The organism is Pseudomonas sp. SWRI22 (assembly GCF_014268395.2).
In the GTDB taxonomy this organism is placed as follows: Bacteria; Pseudomonadota; Gammaproteobacteria; order Pseudomonadales; family Pseudomonadaceae; genus Aquipseudomonas; species Aquipseudomonas paracarnis.
Genome location: NZ_JABWQK020000001.1, coordinates 1,179,295 through 1,205,404 on the forward strand (window position 1 = coordinate 1,179,295; position 26,110 = coordinate 1,205,404).

Here is a 26,110-nt window from a genome sequence, read left to right on the forward strand (position 1 = left end):
AGCGGAGCCGCCAAAAAGGATGATTGCCAAGCGCAGTTCACTGTATATAATCCCAGTCACTGTATAAAAAGACAGAGCGATCAACATGCTAAAACTGACGCCACGCCAAGCTGAGATTCTGGCTTTTATCAAGCGCTGCCTTGATGACAATGGTTACCCGCCTACCCGTGCGGAGATTGCCCTGGAATTGGGGTTCAAGTCCCCGAACGCCGCCGAGGAACACCTCAAGGCACTCGCTCGCAAAGGTGCGATCGAGATGACCCCCGGTGCTTCGCGGGGTATTCGCATCCCTGGCTTCGAAGCCAAGGCAGACGAGTCGACATTGCCGATCATCGGTCGCGTCGCCGCAGGTGCGCCGATCCTGGCGCAGCAGCACGTCGAGGAATCCTGCAACATCAACCCGACCTTCTTCCATCCGCGTGCCGACTACCTGTTGCGTGTGCACGGCATGAGCATGAAGGACGTGGGCATCTTCGACGGTGACCTGCTGGCCGTGCATACCACCCGCGAAGCCCGCAATGGCCAGATCGTCGTTGCCCGTATCGGCGACGAGGTCACGGTCAAACGCTTCAAGCGCGAAGGCAGCAAGGTCTGGCTCCTGGCCGAAAACCCTGAGTTTGCCCCGATCGAAGTCAACCTGAAAGACCAGGACCTGGTGATCGAAGGCTTGAGTGTCGGCGTCATTCGCCGTTAAAGGAGGCATCATGCAGCTCGTGCACACCCCACAACACACACAACTGTCGCTGTTCGAGGCCTTCATGGCCCAGCCCCTTGCGCCAATCCTCAAGGAAACGGTCGAAGCCCCCTGGGGCGGCGAACCTGAGGCGTTCAGTGAATTGTCGTTGCGCGGTGCGGCTGAGAGCTGCCTGAACCTGCTGGCACCTATCCTGCGCGAATTGAGCGAAGATCAGGACGCCCGCTGGCTGACATTGATCGCCCCGCCCGCCAGCCTCACCCAGGCCTGGCTGCGGGACGCCGGGCTCAACCGCGAGCGCATCCTGTTGCTGCAACCACGCGGCGCACAAAGCGCCCAGCAACTAACTTGCGAAGCCTTGCGCCTGGGCCGTAGCCATACGGTGGTGAGCTGGTTGAACCCGCTGAATGCCAGCGCCAAGCAGCAACTGATCAGCGCTGCGCGTACGGGTGATGCACAGAGTTTGAATATTCGATTGGGGTAATGATGGGCGCGCCACCGAAGCAGCCTTCACGAAGGACTCAGTGAAGAACGCGCGGCCCTTCTTCTTTCTCCGGCTCGCCTTCGGCAAGGCGACCTGCCATCTGCACACCCACGCTCAACATGGCTTTAGCCACTTCGACGTGCTGGCCTTGCAGGAAGACCTTGGCGTCTTCGGAGAAATCCAGAATAACCAGAGAACCCTCGTCCTCCGCCCGGCGCAGTTCGATTCGGCCGTCAGGCAGTTCAACAATTTCCAGAAAGGACGTTGGCATAAAAGTCTGTTCTCCACGAAAGGCCTGGGATTATATCAGTCATCCACCCAGCCTCGCAGGGGATATGGACAGGTTTGTTGACGGCTTGATGAATGGTGCCATGGCAAAACGCTAATCAATGTGGGAGCTGGCTCTCCTGCGATGGCGGTGGTCAGTTATCTCAGGGCTTTTCTGACTCGCCTCTATCGCAGCATGGGCATTCACAGAACTTTGCAAGCTGTAGCAGCCAACGGTAACCACGATGCGAAGCGAGCCGCTCTTGATCTTGATCTTGATCTGCTTGTGATCTTGATCTGGCTTTTGATCTCAGGCGCCCCGTTAAACCACGCTGGCCGAACGCAGGCTTGAATTCGTGGGTAACCCGGCAGGACGCCGGGTTAGCCGCCCCGCGCCATGGATGGCGCGTGGCGGCGGCCCACGGATTCAAGCCTGTGTTCGGGCACACCGAGCCTAGGCGAGGTGCCGAGTGGTGGGGCAAGAGCGCTTTGGTTACTTTCGCGCTTTTCGAAAGTGACCCGCCGTCAGGCGGAACCCTAAGTGGCCGTTACCGCAGGAATGGATATGTACTGGGTATAACAGGGTCGCCTGTCAGGCCGCCATCGCAGGCAAGCCAGCTCCCACAGTTTGATCGCAAGGAATCAGGTAGATAGGTGTCGGCTGGCAGGCCGCCGTCGCAGGCAAGCCAGCTCCCACATTTGGATCCTAGGGCGTCAGGTAGATAAGCGTCGGCCGTCCGGCCGTCGCGGGAGCAAGCTCCATCGCCACAGGTTCAGCGTCGCTGCGCAGCCAGCCCCCCTCATTTACTCCTTCAGCACTCGTTGAGCCCTTCACGAAAGCGCAGCGCCATCTTCTTCAGCTCCTGGCGCCAGCCTTCCAACTCCTCACGGCTCAACGGCTTGGGCTCATCCTGCTCCAAGGCCACGGCGACGATCAGCGGCTGGGTGACATCCCCCTTGGGCACATGGGGAATACGCGGCGGCTGAAACATATCCGCATGTGCTTTGAGCAGCCGCGCCACCCAACTGTCGGGGCTCTGGGCCATTTCCACCAGTTCGGCCAACTCGGGGATCGCCATGGCGTCCAGCACTTCACGATTCATGATCATTTCTGCACGCGGCGCACCGGCCTGGGGTAGGCGGTAGAACCCGGCGATTTCATGGCACAGCCCCAGCAAGGCACCGTACAGGTGGAACAACGCCGCTTCGCGCCCCGCCTGCACCAGCGCGATGGCATTCATCTCTTTCCCTTCCTCGGCACGGCCAAGGGCGTCCAGGGATAAACCCGCGAAGTAAATTTTCTGATTGGTACGGGTATAGAGTTCGTTGGCCATGACGGCAATCTCCACAACGAATAGGCGTGATGCTGGCTGTGTAGGAACGAGCTAGCTGTGGCGAGGGAGCCTGCTCCCGCTCGACTGCGTAGCAGTCGCCAGCTATTGGGGGCGCTTCGCACCCCAGCGCAAGCAAGCTTGCTCGCCACAACAAGCTCAATCCTACAGTAAGCAAAAGCCGTCTATACAGACGGCTTTTGGCGTTAACAGACTAGCGGATCAAGCGCCCTGGCGCTTGTCCTCGACCTTCCACTTGCCGCCGTCGTAGAACGCTTTCCAGCCAGTAGGCTTGCCGTCCACTTCGGTCTGCACGTACTGCTCCTTGGTCTTGCGGCTATAGCGGATCACGGCTGGGCGACCATCCGGGTCCTTCTTCGGCGCTTCACACAGGAAGTGGTACTTCGGATCGATCTCGTCCTTGTGCGGCACGATCTCCATCACCAGTGGCGCACGGGTCTCGCGGTTTTTCGGAAACTGGCTCGCAGCCAGGAACAGCCCCGAAGCGCCGTCACGCAGGATGTAGGTGTCGTTGACCTTCTCGCACTTGAGCTCGGGCATTTTCACCGGGTCCATCTTCGGCGGCGCCGCATCACCGCTTTTCAGCAGTTTGCGGGTGTTCTTGCAGGTTGGGTTGGTGCACCCGAAGAACTTGCCGAAACGGCCAGTCTTGAGCTGCATCTCGCTGCCGCACTTGTCGCATTCCAGGCTCGGGCCTTCATAGCCCTTGATGCGATAGGTGCCCTCTTCGATCTCGTAGCCGTTGCAATCAGGGTTGTTACCACAGATGTGCAGCTTGTGCTTCTCGTCCAGCAGGTAGGCGTCCATCGCCGTGCTGCAGATCGGGCAGCGATGCTTGCCACGCAGCACCAGCGACTCGGACTCACCCTCGTCGTCAGCCGCGATTTCATCGCCCGGCACCAGGTTGACGGTCGCCTTGCAGCGCTCTTTGGGCGGCAGGCTGTAGCCCGAGCAACCGAGGAACACGCCGGTGGAGGCGGTACGAATCTGCATCGGTCGACCGCAGGTAGTGCACGGAATATCCGTCATCACCGGCTGGTTGGCGCGCATCCCGTTCTCGGGGTTCTCAGCCACTTCGAGCTTTTTCTTGAAGTCGCCGTAGAACTCGTCCAGCACGTTTTTCCAGTCGCGTTCGCCCTGGGCCACGTCATCGAGGTTCTCTTCCATGCCAGCAGTGAAGCCGTAGTCCATCAGGTTGGAGAAGCTCTCCGACAGACGCTCGGTCACGATGTCACCCATCTTTTCCGAATAGAAACGACGGTTGTGCAACGCAACGTAGCCACGGTCCTGGATGGTGGAGATGATCGCCGCGTAGGTCGACGGACGACCGATACCGCGCTTCTCCATCTCTTTCACCAGGCTGGCTTCGGAATAACGCGCCGGTGGCTTGGTGAAGTGCTGGGACGGGTCGAGCTTGATCAGCTTCAGCGTGTCGCCCTGGGCCATGTCCGGCAGCACATCATCATCGCCAGGCTTGGCGATCTGCGGCATCACACGGGTGTAGCCGTCGAACTTGAGGATACGGCCCTTGGCACGCAACTCGAAATCGCCCGCGCCCACGCTGACGGTAGTAGACAGGTATTGCGCCGGCAGCATCTGGCAAGCCAGGAACTGGCGCCAGATCAGCTCGTAGAGGCGCTCAGCGTCGCGCTCCATGCCGCTCAGCTTGGCAGGCGTGGTGTTTGCGTCAGAAGGACGAATCGCTTCGTGAGCCTCTTGTGCGCCTTCCTTGCTGCTGTAGACGTTCGGCTTCTCCGGCAGGTAGGTTTTGCCGAATTCGCTTTCAATATAGGTACGCGCCATCGCCACCGCGTCTTGCGAGAGGTTGGTGGAGTCCGTACGCATATAGGTGATGTAGCCAGCCTCATACAGACGCTGGGCCATCATCATGGTCTTCTTCACCCCGAAGCCCAGGCGGTTGCTCGCGGCCTGTTGCAGGGTGGAGGTGATGAACGGCGCCGACGGCTTGCTGCTGGTCGGTTTGTCTTCACGCTTGACGATGCTGTAGCTGGAAGCCTTGAGCTTCTCCAGCGCGGCCATGGCCTGGGCTTCGTTCAGTGGTTTGAAGGCCTCGCCTTTCTCACGGGCCACTTCAAAGCGCACATTGGCGCCCTTGGCAGTGCCGAGGTCGGCGTGGACTTCCCAGTATTCTTCAGGAATGAACGCACGGATCTCGCGCTCACGTTCCACCACCAGCTTCACCGCAACCGATTGCACACGGCCGGCGGACAGGCCACGAGCGATCTTCGCCCACAGCAGTGGCGAGACCATGTAGCCGACGACGCGGTCGAGGAAGCGACGGGCCTGCTGGGCGTTGACACGGTCGATGTCCAGCTCGCCCGGCTTGGAGAAGGCTTCCTGAATGGCTTTCTTGGTGATTTCGTTGAACACCACGCGCTTGTAGCGGCTGTCATCACCGCCGATGGCTTCGCGCAGGTGCCAGGCAATGGCTTCCCCTTCGCGGTCCAAGTCCGTCGCGAGATAGATGGTGTCAGCATCTTTGGCGAGCCGGCGCAGCTCTTCGATGACCTTTTCCTTGCCCGGAAGGATTTCGTACTTGGCCTTCCAGCCATGGTCCGGGTCCACACCCATGCGCGAAACCAGTTGCTTGCGCGCTTTTTCTTTAGGCGTGAGTACCGGACCTTCGCCCGCGGCGGCCTTGCCGCGCTTGGCGGCAGGCTCCTTGCTGGCGCTAGCCGAACCGCTGGTGGGCAGGTCTCGGATATGGCCGATACTCGACTTCACCACGTACTCGTTGCCCAAGTACTTGTTGATGGTCTTGGCCTTAGCCGGGGATTCCACAATGACCAGCGATTTGCCCATGGATCGGAAAATTCCTGAATTCGAGAAGTGAAAGGCAGTTGGCGCCTGACGCGGCAACGCTATATATAGTGGCAACCGGATGAGGTCAAGCGCAGCATTCTGCGCGACCTGCCGTTATTGCCCTGTAAAAAGACTGGGTTCGGCCGTGACCAAAGCAAAGCGCGGGACCTGCTCGCCGTCAACTTCGACGGTCTCCAGGAACATGCTCAAAGGGCGCACCCAAAAGCCGTATTCGCCATACAGCGCTTGGTAAAACACCACTTCTTCTTCGGTTTCAGAGTGGCGCGCCACGCTGAAAACACGGTACTGCGGCCCCTTGTAATGCTGGTAGAGCCCTGGTTCGACTTTCATGCTCTGGCCCTCATGCAAAATTTGTTGAAAAAAAATATTTAAAAGTTCCAAAAAACAAAAACCGGGGCACTGGGCCCCGGCTTCCGTCAACCGAACGTTTAGACGCGTTCGAAGACGGTAGAGATGCCTTGGCCGAGACCAATGCACATGGTTGCAACCCCAAGGTTGCCGCCATTTTGCTTCATCACGTTAAGCAAAGTGCCAGAGATACGCGCACCGGAGCAACCGAATGGGTGGCCCAGGGCAATCGCACCGCCGTGCAGGTTAACCTTCTCGTTCATCTTGTCGAGTACTTTCAAATCTTTCAGCACTGGCAGGGCCTGTGCAGCGAAAGCTTCGTTGAGCTCGAAGAAGTCGATATCGGAGATGGAAAGGCCTGCGCGCTTCAACGCTTTTTGTGTGGCCGGTACTGGACCATAGCCCATGATCGCCGGATCCACACCCGCCACTGCCATCGAACGAATCACCGCCAGCGGCTGGATACCCAGGTCCTGGGCACGCTGTGCCGACATCACGATCATGCACGAAGCACCATCGGTGATTTGCGAGGAAGTACCGGCTGTCACGGTGCCGCCCTTTGGATTGAAGGCTGGCTTGAGGGCCGCCAGGCTTTCCAGGGTAGTGTCCGGACGAATGGTTTCGTCGTAGTCGAACAGTTTCAGGAAGCCATTCTCGTCGTAGCCGTTCATCGGGATGATTTCATCCTTGAACTTGCCTTCCACAGTCGCCTTGTGGGCGAGCTGGTGGGAGCGCAGGCCGAAGGCGTCCTGGGCTTCACGGGTGATGCCGTGCATTTTGCCGAGCATTTCCGCGGTAAGGCCCATCATGCCCGAGGCTTTCGCCGCGTAGAGGGACATGTGCGGGTTAGGATCGACGCCGTGCATCATGCTGACGTGGCCCATGTGCTCCACGCCGCCGACCACGAATACATCGCCGTTGCCGGTCATGATCGCTTGCGCAGCGGTGTGCAGCGCGCTCATCGACGAACCACACAGACGGCTGACGGTCTGGCCGGCCGCGGTGTGCGGGATCTGGGTCATCAACGACGCCATGCGCGCGATGTTCCAGCCCTGCTCCAGGGTCTGGTTGACGCAGCCCCAGATCACGTCCTCGACTTCGTTCGGGTCGACCTTGGTGTTGCGCTCCAGCACTTTGCTGATCAGGTGCGCCGACATGTCTTCGGCGCGGGTGTTGCGGTGCATGCCGCCCTTGGAGCGGCCCATCGGCGTACGACCGAAGTCGACGATCACGACGTCTCTTGGATTCAAGCTCATAAATATTCTCGCTCTAGTCGTCTGGGCACTTAACCGAAGAAGCTCTGGCCATTCTTGGCCATTTCACGAAGCTTCGCGGTCGGGTGGTACAGCGGGCCCAGATCAGCGTACTGATCAGCCAGGGCAACGAACTGGGCCACACCGATGGAGTCGATGTAACGCAGCGCACCACCACGGAATGGAGGGAAACCAATGCCGTACACCAGGCCCATATCGGCTTCGGCGGCGGTTTCGACGATGCCGTCTTCCAGGCAACGCACGGTTTCCAGGCACAGGGCGATCATCATCCAGTTGATGATGTCCTCGTCGGACACCTCACGCTGTTCGTAGATGACCGGAGCGAGTACTTCGTGCACCGACGGGTCGGCCACTTTCTTCTGCTTGCCCTTCTTGTCGGTCTCGTAGGCGTAGAAGCCCTTGCCGTTCTTCTGGCCCAGGCGCTTGGCTTCGTAGAGTGCATCGACAGCCGAACGACGGTCGTCTTTCATGCGGTCCGGGAAGCCTTCAGCCATGACGTCGCGACCGTGGTGGCCGGTGTCGATGCCGACCACGTCCATCAGGTACGCCGGGCCCATGGGCCAGCCAAATTTTTCCATGACCTTGTCGATGCGCACAAAATCCACACCGGCGCTGACCAGCTTGGCGAAACCGCCAAAGTACGGGAACAGCACGCGGTTGACCAAGAAGCCCGGGCAATCGTTGACGACGATCGGGTTCTTGCCCATTTTCTTGGCGTAGGCAACGGTGGTGGCCACGGCCAGCTCGCTGGACTTCTCGCCACGGATCACTTCTACCAGCGGCATCATGTGCACCGGGTTGAAGAAGTGCATGCCGACGAAGTTTTCCGGACGCTTGAGGGCCTTGGCCAACAGCGAGATGGAAATGGTCGAGGTGTTGGAGGCCAGGATGGTGTCATCTTTGACCTGGGCTTCCACTTCAGCCAGTACGGCTTGCTTGACCTTCGGGTTTTCGACAACCGCTTCGACCACCAGGTCGACGTGGCCGAAATCGCCGTAGGACAGCGTAGGGCGAATGCCGTTAAGCACTTCAGCCATTTTTGCAGCGGTCATGCGACCTTTATCAACGCGGCCCACCAGCAGCTTGGCGGCTTCGGCCAGGCCCTGTTCGATACCGTGTTCGTTGATGTCTTTCATCAGGATCGGCGTGCCTTTGGACGCCGACTGATAGGCGATACCGCCGCCCATGATACCGGCGCCGAGTACGGCGGCCTGTTTCACGTCCTTGGCGATTTCGTCGTAGGCCTTGGCCTTTTTCTTCAGTTCCTGATCGTTCAGGAACAGGCCGATCAGGCTCTGGGCCGCCGAGGTTTTCGCCAGTTTGACGAAGCCTGCCGCTTCCACTTCCAGGGCTTTGTCGCGACCGAAGTTCGCGGCCTTCTGGATGGTCTTGATCGCTTCCACCGGCGCCGGGTAGTTCGGGCCGGCCTGGCCGGCCACGAAACCTTTGGCGGTTTCGAACGACATCATCTGTTCGATGGCGTTGAGCTTGAGTTTTTCCAGCTTCGGCTGACGCTTGGCCTTGTAGTCAAATTCGCCGCTGATGGCGCCCTTGATCAGGTTCAGCGCGGCTTCGGCCAATTTGTCCGGGGCAACCACAGCGTCGACAGCACCGACTTTCAGTGCATCTTCAGCTTTGTTTTCCTTGCCGGCGGCGATCCATTCGATCGCGTTGTCGGCACCGATCAGGCGCGGCAGGCGCACGGTACCGCCAAAGCCTGGGTAGATGCCCAGCTTGACTTCCGGCAGGCCGATCTTGGCCGTCGCAGACATGACGCGGAAGTCTGCCGCCAGGCACATTTCCAGGCCGCCGCCCAACGCGATGCCATTGATGGCAGCAACGGTCGGCACGTTGAGGTCTTCGAAATCGCTGAAGATCTTGTTGGCTTCGAGGTTGCCAGCCACCAGCTCGGCATCGGGCAGCTTGAAGTTGTCGACGAATTCGGTGATGTCAGCGCCGACGATAAACACGTCCTTGCCGCTGGAGACGATCACGCCCTTGACCGAAGCATCTGCTTTGATGGTGTCTACGGCCTGACGCAGTTCGTTCAGGGTTAGACGGTTGAACTTGTTGACGGACTCACCCTTGAGGTCGAATTTGAGTTCGACGATGCCACTTTCAAGAGCCTTAACCGTGATGGCTTTACCTTCGTAAATCATCAACTGATCTCCACGATATGGAAGCTGAACAGTACACACTGGACGCTGGTCTCTGGTTTGACATTGACAGTTGAATCAATGCTCACGCCAATCCGCCAGGCACACCCGCCAGTGCGATAGTCGGGTTTTGTATGAGTCGTCTGACAGGCAAACGCTCAATTCATACGCCCGTTTGATTTGGGTACGCCACCTTCATCCAATTCCGAGCAATTGTCAATCGCTCCAAAGGCTAGGAAAAACGCGACTTTCCGGTCATTTCAGAACCCGGCCCACAGGCTGGCCACCCGCCAATATTCAAATATTCACAGGATCAATAATAGAAAAGGTGTGGGAAAAAGCTGTACAGAACGCAATACACGGCTAGGCTAGCGGCAACCTACAGATTTACCGGCCTGCCTGGCCAGCTCCAGCCCGATGATGATGTCGGGCTTTTTATTGGCCGGCTTTTCTGTAGGAGCGAGCTTGCTCGCGAAAACCTGGAGAGCGCCGCGTATAGCCTGATTATCCGCGTTATCGTTGGCGATTTTCGCGAGCAAGCTCGCTCCTACAGGTGTGGGTCAGGCCAGGGCCCTGAGCAGCGCATCGATGTCTTTCAGCACACTTGCTTCGCCCTTTTCGCCCCAATACAGGGCAATCATTTGTTTGTCGGCCTCGACCTTGTAGACGTTTGCCGGCAGCGTTGCAAAATGCGGCAACAACTTCTCATCCACACAGGGTTCACGCCACTGATTGACCCACAGCCCGGGCTCCAGCTGCCAGTAGCTCCAGGTTGCGGGCGCGTTGCCGCGTCGTGGCCGGCAATACTGCGCGCACGGGCTCGGCGGCTCCTGTTTGAGCCAGTGCGGCCACTCCTGGGGCGCCAACTGCATGGCCAGCCCGATGCGGCGTGCCTCCATGCGCAGGGCCATGCGCCCACTCTGCTGGCGCGAAGGGCGCAGCCATACCAGGGGGCTTAAAACCACCGCAAGGATTGACACCACTATCCAGACCGTCATATGTGTACTCCCGAATTTCTAGATGAGCGGATTTGATCTGCGGCAACCCCATCCGCTTGAAAGCAGCCATACTGAACTTATTGCAGCCCCCTGGAGGAACGCCTCATGCCCTACGAACATATTCTGGTCGCTGTCGACCTGACCGAAGAGTGCGATCCAGTGATCAAGCGCGCACAGGAATCCGCGATTGCCAATGGCGCCAAACTGTCGCTGGTGCACATCGTCGAGCCCATGGCCATGGCCTTTGGTGGTGACGTGCCGATGGACCTTTCTCAGCTGCAGCAGCAACAATTCGACCAGGCCAAAGAGCGCCTTGACCGTTTGATCCTCAAGTATCCCAAGGTCAGCAAGGAAAATTCCCATCTTACCTACGGCCAACCGCGCCAGGAAATCCACCACCTGGCCAAAGAACAGGGTTGTGACCTGATCGTAGTGGGTAGCCATGGGCGCCACGGCTTGGCCTTGCTGCTGGGTTCGACCGCCAATGATGTATTGCACGGCGCACCGTGCGATGTACTGGCCGTCAAACTGGTAAAGAGTTCGTAAGACCGATGAAGGTCTAATGTGGGAGCTGGCTTGCCTGCGATAGCGGTGTATCTGCCACCCGATACATCAACTGACAGACTGCTATCGCAGGCAAGCCAGCTCCCACAGTTGAATCGCATTTCATATTAAAAAGCCCGGCGCTCATAGAAGAGTGCCGGGCTTTTTTATTGCGGGTCGATCAGTCAGGCATCCAGCTCGGCCCAACGCTCAACCAACGCTTCCAGCTCCTGGTTCAGCGTCTCCAGAGAGGCGATGACCTTGGCGGTTTCTGCCGCAGGGCGCAGGTAGAAGCCGGCGTCAGCCATTTCCGCTTCGACCGCAGCGATCTGCTGTTCCTTGGCATCGATATCGCCTGGCAAGGCTTCCAGTTCACGCTGCAACTTGTAGCTGAGCTTTTTCTTGGCAGGCGCAGCTTCAGCAGCCGGTGCAGGCGTTTCGGCAGCGACCGGAGCCACCACCGCCGTGTTCAGGTCGGCCTTGCCCGACTTGCTCTCGGTCACGCCCAGCAGGCGCGGCGAGCCGCCCTGACGCAGCCAGTCCTGATAACCGCCCACGTATTCACGCACCTTGCCTTCGCCTTCGAAAACCAGGGTGCTGGTGACCACGTTGTCGAGGAATTCCCGGTCGTGGCTGACCATCAGCACGGTGCCGTTGAAGGTCAGCAAGACCTCTTCCAACAGTTCCAGGGTTTCCACGTCGAGGTCGTTGGTCGGTTCGTCGAGCACCAGCAGGTTGGCCGGCTTGCTGAACAGCTTGGCCAGCAGCAGGCGCGCGCGCTCACCACCAGACAGAGCCTTGACCGGCGTGCGCGCACGTTGCGGGCTGAACAGGAAGTCGCCCAGGTAGCTGAGTACGTGGCGGCTCTGGCCGTCGATGTCGATAAAGTCGCGACCTTCGGCGACGTTGTCGATCACGGTCTTTTCCAGGTCCAACTGGTGGCGCAGCTGGTCAAAGTAGGCCACGTCGATGCGAGTGCCCTCTTCTACCTTGCCACTGGTCGGTTGCAGACCGCTGAGCATCAGCTTGAGCAAGGTGGTCTTGCCGGTACCGTTGGCGCCCAGCAGGCCGATACGATCGCCACGCTGCAGGACCATGGAGAAGTCCTTGATCAGGAACGGGCCGTCCGGGTGATGGAAGCTGACGTTCTCCAGCACCATCACTTGCTTGCCCGACTTGTCGGCAGTATCGAGCTGGATATTGGCCTTGCCGGTACGCTCGCGGCGCTCACTGCGCTCCACGCGCAAGGCTTTCAAGGCACGCACGCGGCCTTCGTTACGGGTGCGACGGGCCTTGATGCCCTGGCGGATCCAGACTTCTTCCTGGGCCAGCTTCTTGTCGAACAGCGCGTTGGCGGTTTCTTCGGCCGCCAAGGCGGCTTCCTTGTGCACCAGGAAGCTGGCGTAGTCGCCGTTCCAGTCGATCAGGCCGCCACGGTCCAGCTCGAGGATGCGCGTGGCCAGGCTCTGCAGGAATGCACGGTCGTGCGTGATAAACAGGACGGCGCCCTGGAAGTCCTTGATGGCCTCTTCAAGCCAGGCGATGGCGCCGATGTCCAGGTGGTTGGTCGGTTCGTCGAGCAGCAGCAGGTCCGGCTCGGACACCAGCGCCTGGGCCAGCAGCACGCGACGACGCCAGCCACCGGACAATTCGGCGAGGGTCTTGTCGGCCGGCAGTTGCAGGCGGCTCAGGGTGCTGTCCACCAGTTGCTGCAAGCGCCAGCCATCACGGGCTTCGAGGTCTTGCTGGACGTGCATCAGTTTGTCCAGGTCTTCTTCGGTGACGCAGTTCTGTGCCAGGTGATGGTATTGCGCGAGCAACTCGCCTACGCCGTCCAGGCCTTCGGCTACCACGTCGAACACTGTCCGTCCGTCGGCCACCGGCAATTCTTGCGGCAATTCGCCGATCTTGAGGCCCGGGGCACGCCAGACAGAGCCGTCATCGGGCTTCTGGTCGCCTTTTACCAGCTTCATCATGCTGGACTTGCCGGTGCCGTTGCGGCCGATGATGCACACCCGCTCACCACGGGCGATCTGCCAGGACACCTTGTCCAACAACGGCATGGCGCCGAAAGCAAGGGACACATCGCTGAATTTGAGCAGGGTCATACGCTTCTCCAAAAACTGGGCGCGCATTCTACCTGAGTTGAAGGTGGGATGCGGTCGGGATTTTCTGTATAGACACGTTCTGTAGGACATTTCCGGCGAACTTGAACGAACCAGCCGGCAAAGCTTTCGCGGGCCGCTGGCAAAAGGCTAAGCTAGGGGCAATCAGTGTCGGCGGTGCCGGTGCTAGTCGTGATTTCTCTGCACGGACGTCTCATGCGCAGTCGCCTTTTCAACTTTTTGTCTTGTCTGCTCCTTTCCGCCACTGCCGTTCAATCCGCCCAGGCGGTGGATCTCACCACTCAACGCCAGTATTACGATCAAGCCAAACGCGCCCTGGCCAAGGGCGACACCGGCCCTTACATGCAATACAGCCAGGCCCTGGCCGACTACCCGCTCACGCCCTATCTGGCCTATGACGAACTGACCGCGCGCCTGAAAACCGCAAGTAACGAGGAAATCGAACAATTCCTCGCCAAACACGGCGACCTGCCCCAGGCCAACTGGATGAAACTGCGTTGGCTGCGCTGGCTGGCCGAACGCGGCGATTGGCAGACTTTTGAAAAGTACTACGACACCAAGCTCAATTTCGTCGAGCTGGACTGCCTGCATGGCCAATACCAGCTCAGCCACAACCTGAAGGCCGAAGGCTACAAGACCGCCGAAAAACTGTGGATGACCGGCAAATCCCAGCCAGCCGCCTGTGACGTCACGTTTGGCCAATGGGCCGCTGCCGGCCAACTCACCGAGCAGAAGATCTGGGACCGCGCCAAGCTCGCCGCCGAAGCGCGTAATTACGCGCTGGCCAACAGCCTGGTGAAAACCCTGCCGACCCTTGGCGCCCAGGGCCGCCTGATGGTGGATGTGGCACAGAAGCCAGACATGCTCAGCGACCCGTCACGCTTCCAGCCGGCCACCGAGGCCATGTCTGACGCCGTGGGCCTGGGCCTGCGTCGCCTGGCGCGCCAGGATCCGGACAAAGCCATGTCGCTGCTCGATGGCTACGCCAGCAGCATGCACTTCTCCCGTGACGAAAAGGTGTCGATTGCCCGCGAGATCGGCTTGACCCTGGCCAAGCGCTTCGACCCGCGCGCGCTAGAGGTCATGACCAAGTACGACCCCGAGTTGCGCGACAATACGGTTTCAGAGTGGCGTCTGCGCCTGCTGTTGCGCCTGGCGCGCTGGGAAGACGCCTACCAGTTGACCCGCAAACTCCCACAGGACCTGGCCACCACCAACCGTTGGCGCTACTGGCAGGCACGCAGCCTGGAGCTGGCCGAGCCGAAGAACCCGCAAGCCTTGGTCCTGTACAAAAACGTGGCCAAGGAGCGGGACTTCTACGGTTTCCTCGCCGCTGACCGCTCCAAATCTCCTTACCAGTTGAACAACAAGCCGCTGGTGATGAGCCAGGCGCTGGTCAACAAGGTGCGCAATACCCCTGGGGTGCGGCGTGCCCTGGAATTCTACGCCCGTGGCCAGATCGTCGACGGTCGCCGTGAGTGGTACCACGTCAGTCGTCATTTCAACCGTGACGAGATGGTCGCCCAGGCCAAGTTGGCCTACGACATGAAGTGGTACTTTCCGGCCATCCGCACCATCAGCCAGGCGCAGTACTGGGACGATCTGGACATCCGCTTCCCGATGGCCCACCGCGACACCCTGGTGCGCGAAGCCAAGGTACGTGGCCTGCACTCCAGCTGGATCTTTGCCATCACCCGCCAGGAAAGCGCGTTCATGGACGATGCCCGCTCCGGCGTCGGCGCCAGCGGCCTGATGCAACTGATGCCCGGCACCGCCAAAGAAACCGCACGCAAGTTCAGCATCCCCCTGGCCTCCCCGGCCCAGGTGCTGGACCCGGATAAAAACATCCAGCTCGGCGCTGCTTACCTGAGCCAGGTTCACAGCCAGTTCAACGGCAACCGCGTGCTCGCCTCCGCTGCCTACAACGCCGGCCCAGGCCGCGTGCGCCAATGGCTGCGCGGCGCAGACCACCTGAGTTTCGACGTATGGGTGGAAAGCATCCCCTTCGACGAAACCCGCCAGTATGTGCAGAACGTGCTGTCTTATTCGGTGATCTACGGGCAGAAGCTCAACTCACCACAGCCTTTGGTGGATTGGCATGAGCGGTACTTCGACGACCAGTAGGAGCGAGCTTGCTCGCGAAGAACGTCAACGCTAACGCGTGCTTCCTGGATAAACGCGGCGCCTGTGAGTTTTTCGCGAGCAAGCTCGCTCCTACAGAGGTTTCATTGCCCGCATCGAAAGATGCGGGCATTTTTTATGGGCGCTGATTCACCTGTTCATCTCCATCACTGAACTGCAACGCCGCCAACCGCGCATACAGCGGATTGCTCGCAATCAACTGCTGATGCGTGCCCACCGCCACCAGCTTTCCCTGGTCCATCACCGCAATGCGGTCGGCATTCTTCACCGTGGCCAAACGGTGGGCGATCACCAGCGTGGTGCGCCCCTGCATTAGCTGCGGCAGCGCTTGCTGGATAAGGTGTTCACTCTGGGCATCGAGGGCGCTGGTGGCTTCGTCCAGCAGCAGGATCGGCGCGTCGACCAGCAAGGCGCGCGCGATGGCCAGGCGTTGGCGCTGGCCGCCGGAGAGGCCCTGGCCACTTTCACCTAAATGGGTCTGGTAGCCGTCGGGCATTTTCAGGATGAAGTCGTGGGCGTGGGCGATTCGGGCGGCGGCTTCTACCTGGGCGATGGTGGCAGAGGGGTTGCCGTAGCGGATATTGTCCTCGACGCTGCCGAAGAACAACGCCGGGCTCTGGGACACCAGAGCGAAATGGCGCCGCAGGTCTAACGGGTCAAGCTCGGTCAGCGGCTGGCCTTCGAGCAGGATGCGGCCTTGCTGGGGGTCGTAGAAGCGCAGCAGCAGATCGAAAATCGTCGACTTGCCCGCACCGGACGGCCCTACCAACGCCAGGGTTTCGCCCGGGTTGATGGTCAGGTTCAAGCCGTCGATGGCGTAGCTGTCCGGTCGCGAAGGATAGGAAAAGCGTAGGTCCTGCAGCTCCATGCGGCCACTGACCCGTTCCGGCAAACGTACGCCGCCAGTGGCCGGCGCCTGGATCTCGTTGCCTGACTGCAACAGCTCACCGATACGCTCGGCTGCCCCGGCGGCACGCTGCAACTCGCCAAGCACTTCGCTCAGGGTGCCGACGGCGCTGCCGACAATCAGGCTATAGAACACGAACGCCGCCAGCTCACCGCCGGAAATGCGTCCGCTGATCACGTCCATGCCGCCCACCCACAGCATCACGCCTACCGCGCCGAGCACCAGCATGATCACCAAGGTGATCAGCCAGGAGCGCTGCAAGATGCGTTTACGTGCCGTGACAAAGGCGTCCTCGACGGTGACGGCAAAGCGTTGTTCGTCCTGCACCTGATGGTTATAGGCCTGCACGGTCTTGATCTGGCCCAACGTCTCGGCGACATAGCTGCCGACGTCCGCGATACGGTCCTGGCTCAAACGCGACAGGCTGCGCACCCGGCGCCCGAAGATCAGAATCGGCGCCAGCACCAGCGGCAACGCCACCACCACGATGCTAGTGAGCTTTGGATTAGTGATAAACAGCAACACGATGCCGCCGATCACCATCAGGGCGTTGCGCAGAAACAGCGACAGTGATGAGCCGATCACCGATTGCAGTAAGGTGGTGTCGGTGGTCAGCCGCGACTGGATTTCCGAGCTGCGGTTGTTCTCGTAGAAGCCGGGGTGCAGGTAGATCAGGTGGTTGAACACCTGCCGGCGAATATCGGCTACCACCCGCTCGCCAATCCACGACACCAGGTAAAACCGCGTGAAGGTGCCCACGGCCAGGCCGAGCACCAGCAGCATGAACAGGCCTATAGACTGGTTGAGCAGATGCGGCGACTGGGTCATGAAGCCCTGGTCCACCAACAGGCGTATGCCCTGCCCCATGGACAAGGTGATGCCAGCGGTGACGATCAGCGCCAGCAGTGCGCCAAGCGCCTGCCAGCGGTAGGGCGCGATAAAGCGGCTGGCCAGGCGAATCGCACGGCGTTGACGGATTGAGAACATGGAAGGATCACCAATGGAGAGTCTATACATCAACATTGGGGGAACTTGCACAAATAACAATGAGTCAGGTTAATTATGCCCACCGATGCAGGCCGCTAGAGGCTATCGGTCTAAGACTCATCTGGAAATATGTACCGGTTTCTGGTGGACTGGGTGTTGGAACCGACGAGCGTGTAAGGAGTTGTAACAGCGCGTTCATGAGGGGGAATTAAAGTAGGTACACAACCTGATGAGGAGACAGGCCATGACCTTGCAAAATAGCAGCGACGCCAAGATTGAAGTGATCCGCCAGCCGCAGCAACTGCCTTGCTCGTACATCGATGCCAAGGGCCGGGAAGTGCAGATTACCGAAGAAATGATCCAGCAAGCCTGCAGCGAGCTGGAACAGCGACTGGTCAAGCCTGCCCAGCAAGGCTGAAGCGCCCACGCTCTTTCAAACCCGGCCCAGGTGGCCGGGTTTTTTATGACCCCTGTAGGAGCGAGCTTGCTCGCGAAAAACCTGAGGGCGCCGCGTTAAATCAGAAACGCTGCGCTATCGTTGACGTTTTTCGCGAGCAAGCTCGCTCCTACAGTTATAGGTGTTCGGCACCCAGAGCAGTCACGATCTGTGACAGCACCGCCGACTCCCCCTTGATGCGCACCTTCAAGCCATCGACCTCGCGACGTTCCGGGTAATGCTTGCGCAGCAGGTCGAAGGCCTGGCGCTGCTCCTGCACAGTGCCCACCAGGCTGCGACGGAAATCCGCGTCGTCACGGCGTGGGTCGTACACACTGCGGCACAAGGTCGCCAGCGCCCAGGCCGGGTCAGTCTCAGGATGCAGGTGCATCTCGGCCAGCCAGGGGGCCGGCAGCAAATCACTCAGTCGAATACTCGGTTCATGGCCCAGGTGCGCGCACAGCGCCTGGTAAATCTGCGCAGTGCCACGCTGCTTGCCATCAAGGCTGTAACCGGCGATATGGGGCGTGGCCAGCACGCACAGGTCAGCCAGGTCGACGTCCACCTCGGGCTCGCCTTCCCACACGTCCAGCACCGCTTGCAGGTCTTCGCGCGCCAGCAACACCTCGCGCAGGGCCGCATTGTCCACCACCGCGCCCCGGCTGGCATTGATCAGCCATGTGCCTGGCTTGAGCTGTTCCAGGCGCTGGCGATCAAGCAGGTGCCAGGTAGAACCGTTGCCGGACTTGATCAGCGGCGTATGCAAGCTGATCACGTCACATTGCTCGATGATCTGCTGCAGGCTGACGAAATTACTGCCCTCGGTAATCTGGCGCGGCGGATCGCACACCAACACATTCCAGCCCAGGCCCTGGAGCACCTTGACCAAGCGCCCGCCGACTTCACCCGCGCCGACGATGCCGTAGGTACGCTGCTTGAGGTCAGCGCCTTCGATTTCAGCCAGGGTCTGCAAGCTGCCAAGCACGTAGTCCACCACCCCACGCGCATTGCAGCCGGGCGCGCTGGACCACTGGATACCCGCTTGCCTGAAGTAGTCGAGGTCCAGATGGTCGGTGCCGATGGTGCAGGTGCCGACAAAGCGCACGTTACTGCCCTCAAGCAAGGCACGGTTGACGTTGGTCACCGAGCGCACCAGCAGTACATCGGCCTGCTCGACGGTGGCGCGGTCGATGGAACGGCCGGGCACGCGGCGAATCTCGCCAAACCCTTCGAAGAATGCATCGAGCAGCGGGATATTTTCGTCGGCAACAATCAGCATGGCAGGCTCCTTTGGCGGATTGGCAGTGTACAGAAGATCCTGTGTAGGAGCTGGCTTGCCTGCGATTGCATCGACCCGGTTTGCCTGATGGACCGAGGTGCCCGCATCGCAGGCAAGCCAGCTCCCACAGGGGTCAGCGCTGGCCTGGGCGCATCGCTTACAAATCCCTAACACAGGTTTTTTCCTGACCGCTGCGTCAACGCGTAGAATCCGCCGTCCTTGCGACTGCCTTTTTATTGGACACCTGTACGTGAACACTGCCACCGCTACCCTCTCCCGCCCCGCCCGCATCAGCCGGGAAGTGCGCGGCCTGCTGACGCTGGCCTTGCCGATCATGATCGGCCAACTGGCCACCACCGCGATGAGCTTCGTCGACGCGGTGATGGCCGGGCGCGTGAGCCCGCAGGACCTGGCGGCGGTGGGCCTGGGTAATTCGATCTGGATCCCGGTGTACCTGTTGATGACCGGCACTCTGCTGGCCACCACGCCGAAAGTCGCCCAGCGCTACGGTGCGGGCCAGTTCAGCGAGATCGGGCCCTTGGTGCGTCAGTCATTGTGGCTGGCCGTCGTGGTTGGCATCGCAGGGGCGCTGTTGTTGCTATGCGCCGAGCCGATCCTGCATGCGATGAAGGTCGAACCCGACTTGATCGAGCCGTCCATGGGCTACCTGCACGGCATCGCCGCCGGTATGCCGGCGGTGGCGTTGTACTACGTGTTTCGCTGTTTCAGTGACGGCCTGGGCCGCACACGGCCGAGCATGGTCATGGGCTTGTGCGGCTTGGCGCTGAATATTCCGCTGAACTACATCTTCATCTACGGCCACTTGGGCGTACCGGCCATGGGCGGCGTGGGTTGTGGCTGGGCTACCGCGATTGCGATGTGGGTGATGATGATCGGCCTGGCCATCTGGACGCGCTGGGGCGCGGCCTATCAAAGCAGCGAATTGTTCAAGCGCTTCGACTGGCCGCAGTGGGCGGTGATCAAGCGCGTGTTGGGCATTGGCCTGCCGATAGGCGTGGCGATCTTTGCCGAATCGAGTATTTTTGCGGTGATCGCCTTGTTGATCGGCAGCCTGGGCGCCACGGTGGTCTCAGGTCACCAGATCGCGCTGAACGTCAGCTCCCTGGTGTTCATGATCCCCTATTCCCTGAGCATGGCCGTCACCGTGCGCGTCGGCCAGGCGTTGGGGCGCGGCGAACCTCGGGAAGCACGCTTCGCCGCCGGCGTCGGCATGGGCACCGCACTGGCGTATGCCTGCTTTTCCTGCAGCTTGATGCTGTTGTTTCGCGAGCAGATTGCAGCGATCTACACCCCCGATCCGGTAGTGATCCACCTGGCGTCGATGCTGATCGTGTTCTCGGCGCTGTTCCAGTTCTCTGACTCGATCCAGGTCACCGCCGCCGGCGCATTGCGCGGCTACCAGGACACCCGGGTGACCATGGTGCTGACCTTGTTCGCCTATTGGGGCGTGGGCCTGCCGGTGGGTTACGCCCTGGGCCTGACCAACTGGCTCGGTGAGCCCAGCGGCCCGAGCGGTTTATGGCAAGGTCTGATCGTGGGCTTGAGCTGTGCGGCGGGGATGTTGGTGGTGCGTCTGGCGCGCAGCGCACGCCGACGCATACGGGCCGAAAAGGCGCAGGCTTAATCGGCTTTTTTGCGGATCCAGTACAGGTAGGTGCCAGCATCTTCCTGCTGACGCACCAGTTCGTGGTCGAGAAACACGCAGAACTTGGGGATATCGCGACGGGTCGACGGGTCGGTCGCGATGACCTTGAGCAGGCCGCCCGCCGGCAGGTCGCGGATGTGCTGGTGCAGCATCATCACGGGTTCCGGGCAGTTGAGGCCGGTGGCGTCGAGGGTGCCGTCGACAGGCTGTTCAAGACTCATACTTCACTCCTAAAACTGGCACCGCTCAACAATGTGGGAGCGGGCTTGCCCGCGATGACGGGGGCACATTCAACATAAACTTCGACTGTTATACCGCTTTCGCAGGCAACCCAGCTCCCACATTTAATATCAGCGGCCTTTGGATTTCTTTACGTCTACCAGGCGGCGCAGGTGACAGGTTACCTCTTCGCGGTCGTGGTAGAGCTGCTTGCAGCCTATCTCCACACGAATGCCGCGCGCCTTGAAGCCCTCTTCGATGCGCTCCAGCAGGCGCTTCACCTCAGCGTAACGCTGTTTCATCGGCAACTTCAGGTTTACCACCGCCTCGCGGCAATGCCCTTCGCCGATCCAGGTTTCCAAGAGTGCCGCGTTGCGCGCAGGTTTCTCGACGATATCGCAGACCATCCAGTCCACCGGCTGCTTGGGCACGAAGGTGAAGCCGTCGGCCATCAGGTGTTGCACCAGGCCTGTGTCCATCAGGCTTTCGGCCATGGGGCCGTTGTCGATGGCGGTCACCAGCATGCCACGGTTGACCAGTTGCCAGGTCCAGCCGCCCGGTGCTGCGCCGAGGTCGACGCCGGTCATGTCGCCGTGCAGGCGTTCGTCCCACTGGTCACGGGGGATGAAGTGGTGCCAGGCCTCTTCCAGCTTGAGGGTCGAGCGGCTGGGCGCATCACGCGGGAACTTGAGGCGCGGGATGCCCATGGGCCACATCGCCGAGTTGTTCGACTCGGCCAGGCCCATGAACACTTCGCGGCCGCTCTTGAAGGTCAGCAGCAGGCGCGGCTTGCTCGGGTCGTCCACCAGCTTGCCGGCGTTAAGCAGGGCTTTGCGCAGGTGCACTTCGAATTTCTTGCAGAAGTTCGACAGTTCCTTGCCGTCATTGGTGTCGACCATCTCCAGCCACAAGCTGCCGCACAGCGGAAACTCGCGCAGGTGGGCGAGGATCACGCTGATGCGGTCGGTTTCCGGCAGGTCGATAAACACCCCGCGCGCCCACTGCCTGGGGAAGATCAGCTCGGCAAAGCGCTGGCCGTGCATCAGGCGCTGGGCGCCGTCTTCTTCGGTGCAGACAAATTCGGCGCAGGCGCTGCCGGTCTTGGCCTTGGCGTAGCCGGAAACGTTCAGGCGCGCAGCGTGCTCCGCGATCTCGGAACAGACTTCGCCTTCAAAACCCGGGCGGCAGTGCATAAAAAGGGTGTTCATTGAATCTCCTGGTGAATCAACCGGCGTTGCGCTATCGCAATACCTGTCATGAAAACGCGCGCATGATAGCCGAGTTCGGAACCTTGGACTCAGCGATAGAGTCCAGTTATTAGCCTGCTAATGAAAACAGCGCTAACGTGATAGCTCTGTTCGTCCCGTCAGGTCCGTAGCCGTGCGGACCATAAGGAGTCATGTAATGTCATCCCTTGATAGCCTGAGAACCCTTAAGACACTGCAAATAGACAGCAAAACCTACCACTACTTCAGCCTGCCCGAAGCCGCCAAGAGCCTGGGTGACCTGGACAAGCTGCCGATGTCCCTCAAGGTGCTGCTGGAAAACCTGCTGCGCTGGGAAGACGCCAAGACCGTCACCGGCACCGACCTCAAGGCCATCGCCGCCTGGCTCAAAGAACGCCAGTCCGACCGCGAGATCCAGTACCGCCCCGCTCGCGTGCTGATGCAAGACTTTACCGGGGTACCCGCCGTGGTCGACCTGGCCGCCATGCGCGCCGCCGTGGCCAAGGCCGGGGGCGACCCGCAGCGCATCAACCCGCTGTCACCGGTGGACCTGGTGATCGACCACTCGGTGATGGTCGACAAGTTTGGCAGCACCAGCGCCTTCGAGCAGAACGTCGATATCGAGATGCAGCGCAACGGCGAACGCTACGCCTTCCTGCGCTGGGGCCAAAGCGCTTTCGACAACTTCAGCGTGGTACCGCCGGGCACCGGTATCTGCCACCAGGTCAACCTCGAATACCTGGGCCGCACCGTGTGGACCAAAGAGGAAGACGGCCGCACCTACGCCTTCCCCGATACCCTGGTAGGCACCGACTCCCACACCACCATGATCAACGGCCTCGGCGTATTGGGCTGGGGCGTGGGCGGCATCGAAGCCGAAGCGGCCATGCTCGGCCAACCGGTGTCGATGCTGATCCCGGAAGTGATCGGCTTCAAGCTCACCGGCAAGCTCAAGGAAGGCATTACCGCCACCGACCTGGTGCTGACCGTCACGCAAATGCTGCGCAAGAAAGGTGTGGTGGGCAAGTTCGTCGAGTTCTACGGCGACGGGCTGGCCGATTTGCCCCTGGCCGACCGCGCGACCATCGCCAACATGGCACCGGAATATGGCGCGACCTGTGGCTTTTTCCCGGTGGATGAGGTGACCCTGGACTACCTGCGGCTGTCCGGCCGCCCGGCTGAGACGGTCAAGTTGGTGGAAGCCTATACCAAGGCTCAAGGCCTGTGGCGCAACGCCGGCCAGGAGCCGGTGTTCACCGATGCCCTGGCCCTGGACATGGGCACTGTCGAGGCCAGCCTTGCCGGGCCCAAACGCCCCCAGGACCGCGTCGCCCTGCCGAATGTAGGCCAAGCGTTCAGCGATTTTCTCGACCTGCAATTCAAGCCCACCAGCAAAGAAGAAGGCCGCCTGGAAAGCGAAGGCGGAGGCGGCGTTGCCGTGGGCAATGCCGACCTGGTCGGCGAGGCGGATTATGAATACGAAGGTAACACCTATCGCCTGAAAAACGGCGCGGTGGTGATCGCCGCGATTACCTCCTGCACCAACACCTCCAACCCCAGCGTGATGATGGCGGCCGGGCTGGTGGCGAAAAAAGCCGTGGAAAAAGGCCTGACCCGCAAGCCCTGGGTGAAAAGCTCCCTGGCGCCGGGCTCCAAAGTGGTCACCGACTACTACAAGGCCGCGGGCCTCACCCAGTACCTGGACAAGCTTGGCTTCGACCTGGTGGGCTACGGCTGCACCACCTGTATCGGCAACTCCGGGCCCCTGCCCGAGCCGATCGAAAAAGCCATCCAGAAGGCCGACCTCACCGTGGCCTCGGTGCTGTCCGGCAACCGTAACTTCGAAGGCCGCGTGCACCCACTGGTGAAAACCAATTGGCTGGCCTCGCCACCCCTGGTCGTCGCCTACGCGCTGGCCGGTACCGTGCGCATCGACATCAGCAGCGAGCCGCTGGGCAATGACCAGCAGGGTAATCCGGTGTACCTCAAGGACATCTGGCCCAGCAGCCAGGAAATCGCCGAAGCGGTGGCCCAAGTCAGCACCAGCATGTTCCACAAGGAATATGCCGAAGTGTTTGCCGGCGACGAGCAATGGCAAGCCATTGAAGTACCGCAGGCAGCCACCTACGTATGGCAGCAAGATTCCACTTACATCCAGCACCCGCCGTTCTTCGACGACATTGCTGGCCCGCTGCCGGTGATCGAGGACGTCAAGGGCGCCAACGTGCTGGCCCTGCTGGGGGATTCGGTAACCACCGACCACATCTCTCCAGCCGGCAATATCAAGGCCGATAGCCCGGCCGGGCGCTACCTGCGCGAACAGGGCGTGGAGCCGCGTGACTTCAACTCCTACGGCTCACGCCGGGGCAACCATGAAGTGATGATGCGCGGCACCTTCGCCAATATCCGTATCCGCAATGAAATGCTCGGCGGCGAAGAAGGCGGTAACACGCTGTATGTCCCTACGGGCGAGAAAATGGCGATCTATGATGCCGCCATGCAGTACCAGGCCTCGGGCACACCGCTGGTGGTGATCGCCGGCCAGGAATACGGTACCGGCTCCAGCCGCGACTGGGCGGCCAAGGGCACTAACCTGCTAGGGGTCAAGGCGGTGATCGCCGAGAGTTTCGAGCGTATCCACCGCTCCAACCTGGTAGGCATGGGCGTGTTGCCGTTGCAGTTCAAGCTGGATCAGAACCGCAAGACGCTCAAGCTCACCGGCAAGGAGAAGATCGACATCCACGGGCTGACCGATGCCGAGATCGAGCCGCGAATGAACCTGACGCTGGTGATCACGCGGGAGGATGGCAGCAGCGCGAAGGTTGAGGTGCTGTGCCGGATTGATACCTTGAATGAAGTGGAGTACTTCAAGGCCGGTGGGATTCTGCACTACGTGCTGCGCCAGTTGATCGCGTCCTAAAGGACAGCCTCAAGCTACAAGCTTTGAGCTGCAAGTAAGTTGCCAGCTTGTAGCTTGTAGCTTGTAGCTTGTCTCTAGAAACTGCTTTTACCCGAACAACCACTTCCAGAGCAGCACCAGCACCGCCACCGCCAGCACCGGCCGCGCAATGCGGTAGGCCTTGGGATGCTTGCGCTTCCACTGTTTGACCTGGCCACTGAACTTGTCGCTGAAGGTCTTGCTCCAGGCGTACGCCTGGTTGATGCCGCCCACGCGCTCGTCATCGAGGTTCTGCGGTGCGGTTGCGCGACCCAGTTGCTTGCTGACCCAGCGGTTGATGCGGGTCATCACGCGGTTGCTCAATGGCCGCTCAATGTCGCAGAACAGGATCACCCGGGTCTGTTCGGTTTCGTTTTTCACCCAGTGCACGTAGGTTTCGTCGAACATCACGTCTTCACCGTCGCGCCAGGCGTAAACCTGGCCGTCGACGAAGATACGGCAGTCGTCGGAGTTCGGCGTGGACAGCCCCAGGTGATAACGCAGGGAACCGGCAAACGGATCGCGGTGCGGGTTGAGGTGACTGCCGCCCGGCAACAGCGCAAACATCGCGCCCTTGACGTTAGGGATGCTGCTCACCAACGCCACGGTCTTGGGGCACAGCGCCTCGGCCGATGGCAGCGGTTTGTCGTACCACTTGAGGTAAAAACGCTTCCAGCCCTTCTTGAAAAACGAACCGAAACCAGCGTCGTTGTTCTTTTCGGCGGCGCGGATGTAGCCCTCGTCGAACAGGTGCATGGCCTCTTCGCGGATCACTTCCCAGTTGTCCTTGAGCACATCCAGTTCCGGGAACTTGCTGCGGTCCAGGTAGGGCTTGGACGGCACCGCGGAAAACAGGTACATCAGGGCGTTATATGGGGCGAACAGCGCCGAATGGTTGACGAACTGACGCAACATCGGCAAACGGGCCTTGCCACGCAGGTGCACATACAGCGTGCTGCCGATGAACAGCAGCAACACCGACAGTTTGGCGGCCAAAGAAAAGGTCATGCAGCAACTCCTGGAAATAAGCGCCTGGCCAGCAAATTTCCGTCAATGGGAAACCAGACGTAACAGCCGGCCATGATAAACACTTGAGCCATTATGCAGAAGGCCCAGACCGACCGGGTGACATACATCAACCTTGTGGCGAGGGAGCTTGCTCCCGCTGGAGTGCGAAGCGCTCCCAGAATAATGGGGCCGCTGCGCAACCCAGCGGGAGCAAGC

20 protein-coding genes and 1 pseudogene are annotated in these 26,110 nt (G+C 60.5%); 7 read left to right on the forward strand and 14 right to left on the reverse strand.

What is annotated here, in order from left to right; all coding sequences use genetic code 11:
• Nucleotides 1-85: 85 nt before the first annotated feature.
• Nucleotides 86-694, forward strand: a complete 609-nt coding sequence (gene lexA / locus HU730_RS05010) for a transcriptional repressor LexA (RefSeq protein ID WP_003172575.1) — start codon at nt 86-88, stop codon at nt 692-694.
• A gap of 10 nt (nt 695-704) precedes the next feature.
• Nucleotides 705-1,178, forward strand: a complete 474-nt coding sequence (sulA, locus tag HU730_RS05015; protein WP_005786162.1) for an SOS-induced cell division inhibitor SulA — start codon at nt 705-707, stop codon at nt 1,176-1,178.
• Between the two features lie 37 nt (nt 1,179-1,215).
• Here the strand turns inward: sulA and HU730_RS05020 are convergent, their stop codons facing one another.
• From HU730_RS05020 to HU730_RS05055, 8 genes and pseudogenes are all read right to left on the reverse strand, one after another.
• On the reverse strand, nt 1,216-1,449 hold the full coding sequence (locus HU730_RS05020) for a hypothetical protein (RefSeq protein ID WP_003189656.1): 234 nt from the start codon (nt 1,447-1,449) through the stop codon (nt 1,216-1,218).
• Between the two features lie 808 nt (nt 1,450-2,257).
• A complete protein-coding gene (locus HU730_RS05025; protein WP_127881803.1) occupies nt 2,258-2,779 on the reverse strand; it encodes a DUF6586 family protein in 522 nt (173 codons plus the stop codon).
• A 219-nt stretch (nt 2,780-2,998) separates the two neighbouring features.
• Nucleotides 2,999-5,620: a type I DNA topoisomerase gene (gene topA / locus HU730_RS05030; RefSeq protein ID WP_003189652.1), complete on the reverse strand. Its 2,622-nt coding sequence runs from the start codon at nt 5,618-5,620 to the stop codon at nt 2,999-3,001.
• A 114-nt stretch (nt 5,621-5,734) separates the two neighbouring features.
• Entirely contained in the window at nt 5,735-5,971 is a 237-nt protein-coding gene (locus HU730_RS05035) for a DUF1653 domain-containing protein (RefSeq protein ID WP_003189651.1), read from the reverse strand.
• 98 nt (nt 5,972-6,069) lie between these two features.
• Nucleotides 6,070-7,245, reverse strand: a complete 1,176-nt coding sequence (gene fadA, locus HU730_RS05040) for an acetyl-CoA C-acyltransferase FadA (RefSeq protein ID WP_003189650.1) — start codon at nt 7,243-7,245, stop codon at nt 6,070-6,072.
• A 29-nt stretch (nt 7,246-7,274) separates the two neighbouring features.
• Nucleotides 7,275-9,422 (reverse strand): fatty acid oxidation complex subunit alpha FadB, encoded by a 2,148-nt coding sequence (gene fadB, locus HU730_RS05045; protein ID WP_003189649.1) that lies wholly within the window; start codon nt 9,420-9,422, stop codon nt 7,275-7,277.
• 449 nt (nt 9,423-9,871) lie between these two features.
• A pseudogene (locus tag HU730_RS05050) lies at nt 9,872-9,958 on the reverse strand (outer membrane lipoprotein carrier protein LolA); the annotation flags it as partial.
• Nucleotides 9,959-9,979: 21 nt separating this feature from the next.
• Complete coding sequence (locus HU730_RS05055) at nt 9,980-10,417, reverse strand: hypothetical protein (protein ID WP_186526617.1); 438 nt, start codon at nt 10,415-10,417, stop codon at nt 9,980-9,982.
• A gap of 105 nt (nt 10,418-10,522) precedes the next feature.
• Here HU730_RS05055 and HU730_RS05060 point away from each other — a divergent pair, with 105 nt between their 5' ends.
• Nucleotides 10,523-10,963: a universal stress protein gene (locus HU730_RS05060; RefSeq protein ID WP_034126643.1), complete on the forward strand. Its 441-nt coding sequence runs from the start codon at nt 10,523-10,525 to the stop codon at nt 10,961-10,963.
• A gap of 182 nt (nt 10,964-11,145) precedes the next feature.
• Here the strand turns inward: HU730_RS05060 and HU730_RS05065 are convergent, their stop codons facing one another.
• Nucleotides 11,146-13,068, reverse strand: a complete 1,923-nt coding sequence (locus tag HU730_RS05065) for an ATP-binding cassette domain-containing protein (protein WP_034126642.1) — start codon at nt 13,066-13,068, stop codon at nt 11,146-11,148.
• Between the two features lie 213 nt (nt 13,069-13,281).
• Here HU730_RS05065 and HU730_RS05070 point away from each other — a divergent pair, with 213 nt between their 5' ends.
• Entirely contained in the window at nt 13,282-15,210 is a 1,929-nt protein-coding gene (locus HU730_RS05070; protein ID WP_034126641.1) for a transglycosylase SLT domain-containing protein, read from the forward strand.
• Nucleotides 15,211-15,343: 133 nt separating this feature from the next.
• Here HU730_RS05070 and HU730_RS05075 read toward each other — a convergent pair whose 3' ends face one another.
• Entirely contained in the window at nt 15,344-17,152 is a 1,809-nt protein-coding gene (locus HU730_RS05075; RefSeq protein ID WP_186526675.1) for an ABC transporter ATP-binding protein/permease, read from the reverse strand.
• Nucleotides 17,153-17,366: 214 nt separating this feature from the next.
• Between HU730_RS05075 and HU730_RS05080 the strand changes: the two genes are divergently transcribed.
• Nucleotides 17,367-17,540 carry a PA1571 family protein gene (locus HU730_RS05080; protein WP_014717504.1) on the forward strand — a complete coding sequence of 58 codons (174 nt, stop codon included), beginning with the start codon at nt 17,367-17,369 and terminating at the stop codon, nt 17,538-17,540.
• 154 nt (nt 17,541-17,694) lie between these two features.
• On the opposite strand, the gene pdxB is transcribed toward HU730_RS05080, so the two are convergent.
• Nucleotides 17,695-18,837 (reverse strand): 4-phosphoerythronate dehydrogenase PdxB, encoded by a 1,143-nt coding sequence (gene pdxB / locus HU730_RS05085; protein WP_186526616.1) that lies wholly within the window; start codon nt 18,835-18,837, stop codon nt 17,695-17,697.
• 250 nt (nt 18,838-19,087) lie between these two features.
• On the opposite strand from pdxB, the gene HU730_RS05090 reads away from it, so the two are divergent.
• Complete coding sequence (locus HU730_RS05090; RefSeq protein WP_014717502.1) at nt 19,088-20,482, forward strand: MATE family efflux transporter; 1,395 nt, start codon at nt 19,088-19,090, stop codon at nt 20,480-20,482.
• Here HU730_RS05090 and tusA read toward each other — a convergent pair.
• Both tusA and rlmM read right to left on the reverse strand, forming a co-directional pair.
• Nucleotides 20,479-20,724: a sulfurtransferase TusA gene (gene tusA / locus HU730_RS05095; RefSeq protein ID WP_054919964.1), complete on the reverse strand. Its 246-nt coding sequence runs from the start codon at nt 20,722-20,724 to the stop codon at nt 20,479-20,481. The genes HU730_RS05090 and tusA overlap by 4 nt on opposite strands.
• 129 nt (nt 20,725-20,853) lie before the next feature.
• Nucleotides 20,854-21,930, reverse strand: a complete 1,077-nt coding sequence (gene rlmM, locus HU730_RS05100) for a 23S rRNA (cytidine(2498)-2'-O)-methyltransferase RlmM (RefSeq protein ID WP_054919968.1) — start codon at nt 21,928-21,930, stop codon at nt 20,854-20,856.
• A gap of 196 nt (nt 21,931-22,126) precedes the next feature.
• Between rlmM and acnA the strand changes: the two genes are divergently transcribed.
• Nucleotides 22,127-24,868 carry an aconitate hydratase AcnA gene (acnA, locus tag HU730_RS05105; RefSeq protein WP_186526615.1) on the forward strand — a complete coding sequence of 914 codons (2,742 nt, stop codon included), beginning with the start codon at nt 22,127-22,129 and terminating at the stop codon, nt 24,866-24,868.
• 87 nt (nt 24,869-24,955) lie between these two features.
• Here acnA and HU730_RS05110 read toward each other — a convergent pair whose 3' ends face one another.
• Complete coding sequence (locus HU730_RS05110) at nt 24,956-25,894, reverse strand: aspartyl/asparaginyl beta-hydroxylase domain-containing protein (RefSeq protein ID WP_034126635.1); 939 nt, start codon at nt 25,892-25,894, stop codon at nt 24,956-24,958.
• Nucleotides 25,895-26,110: the final 216 nt, after the last annotated feature.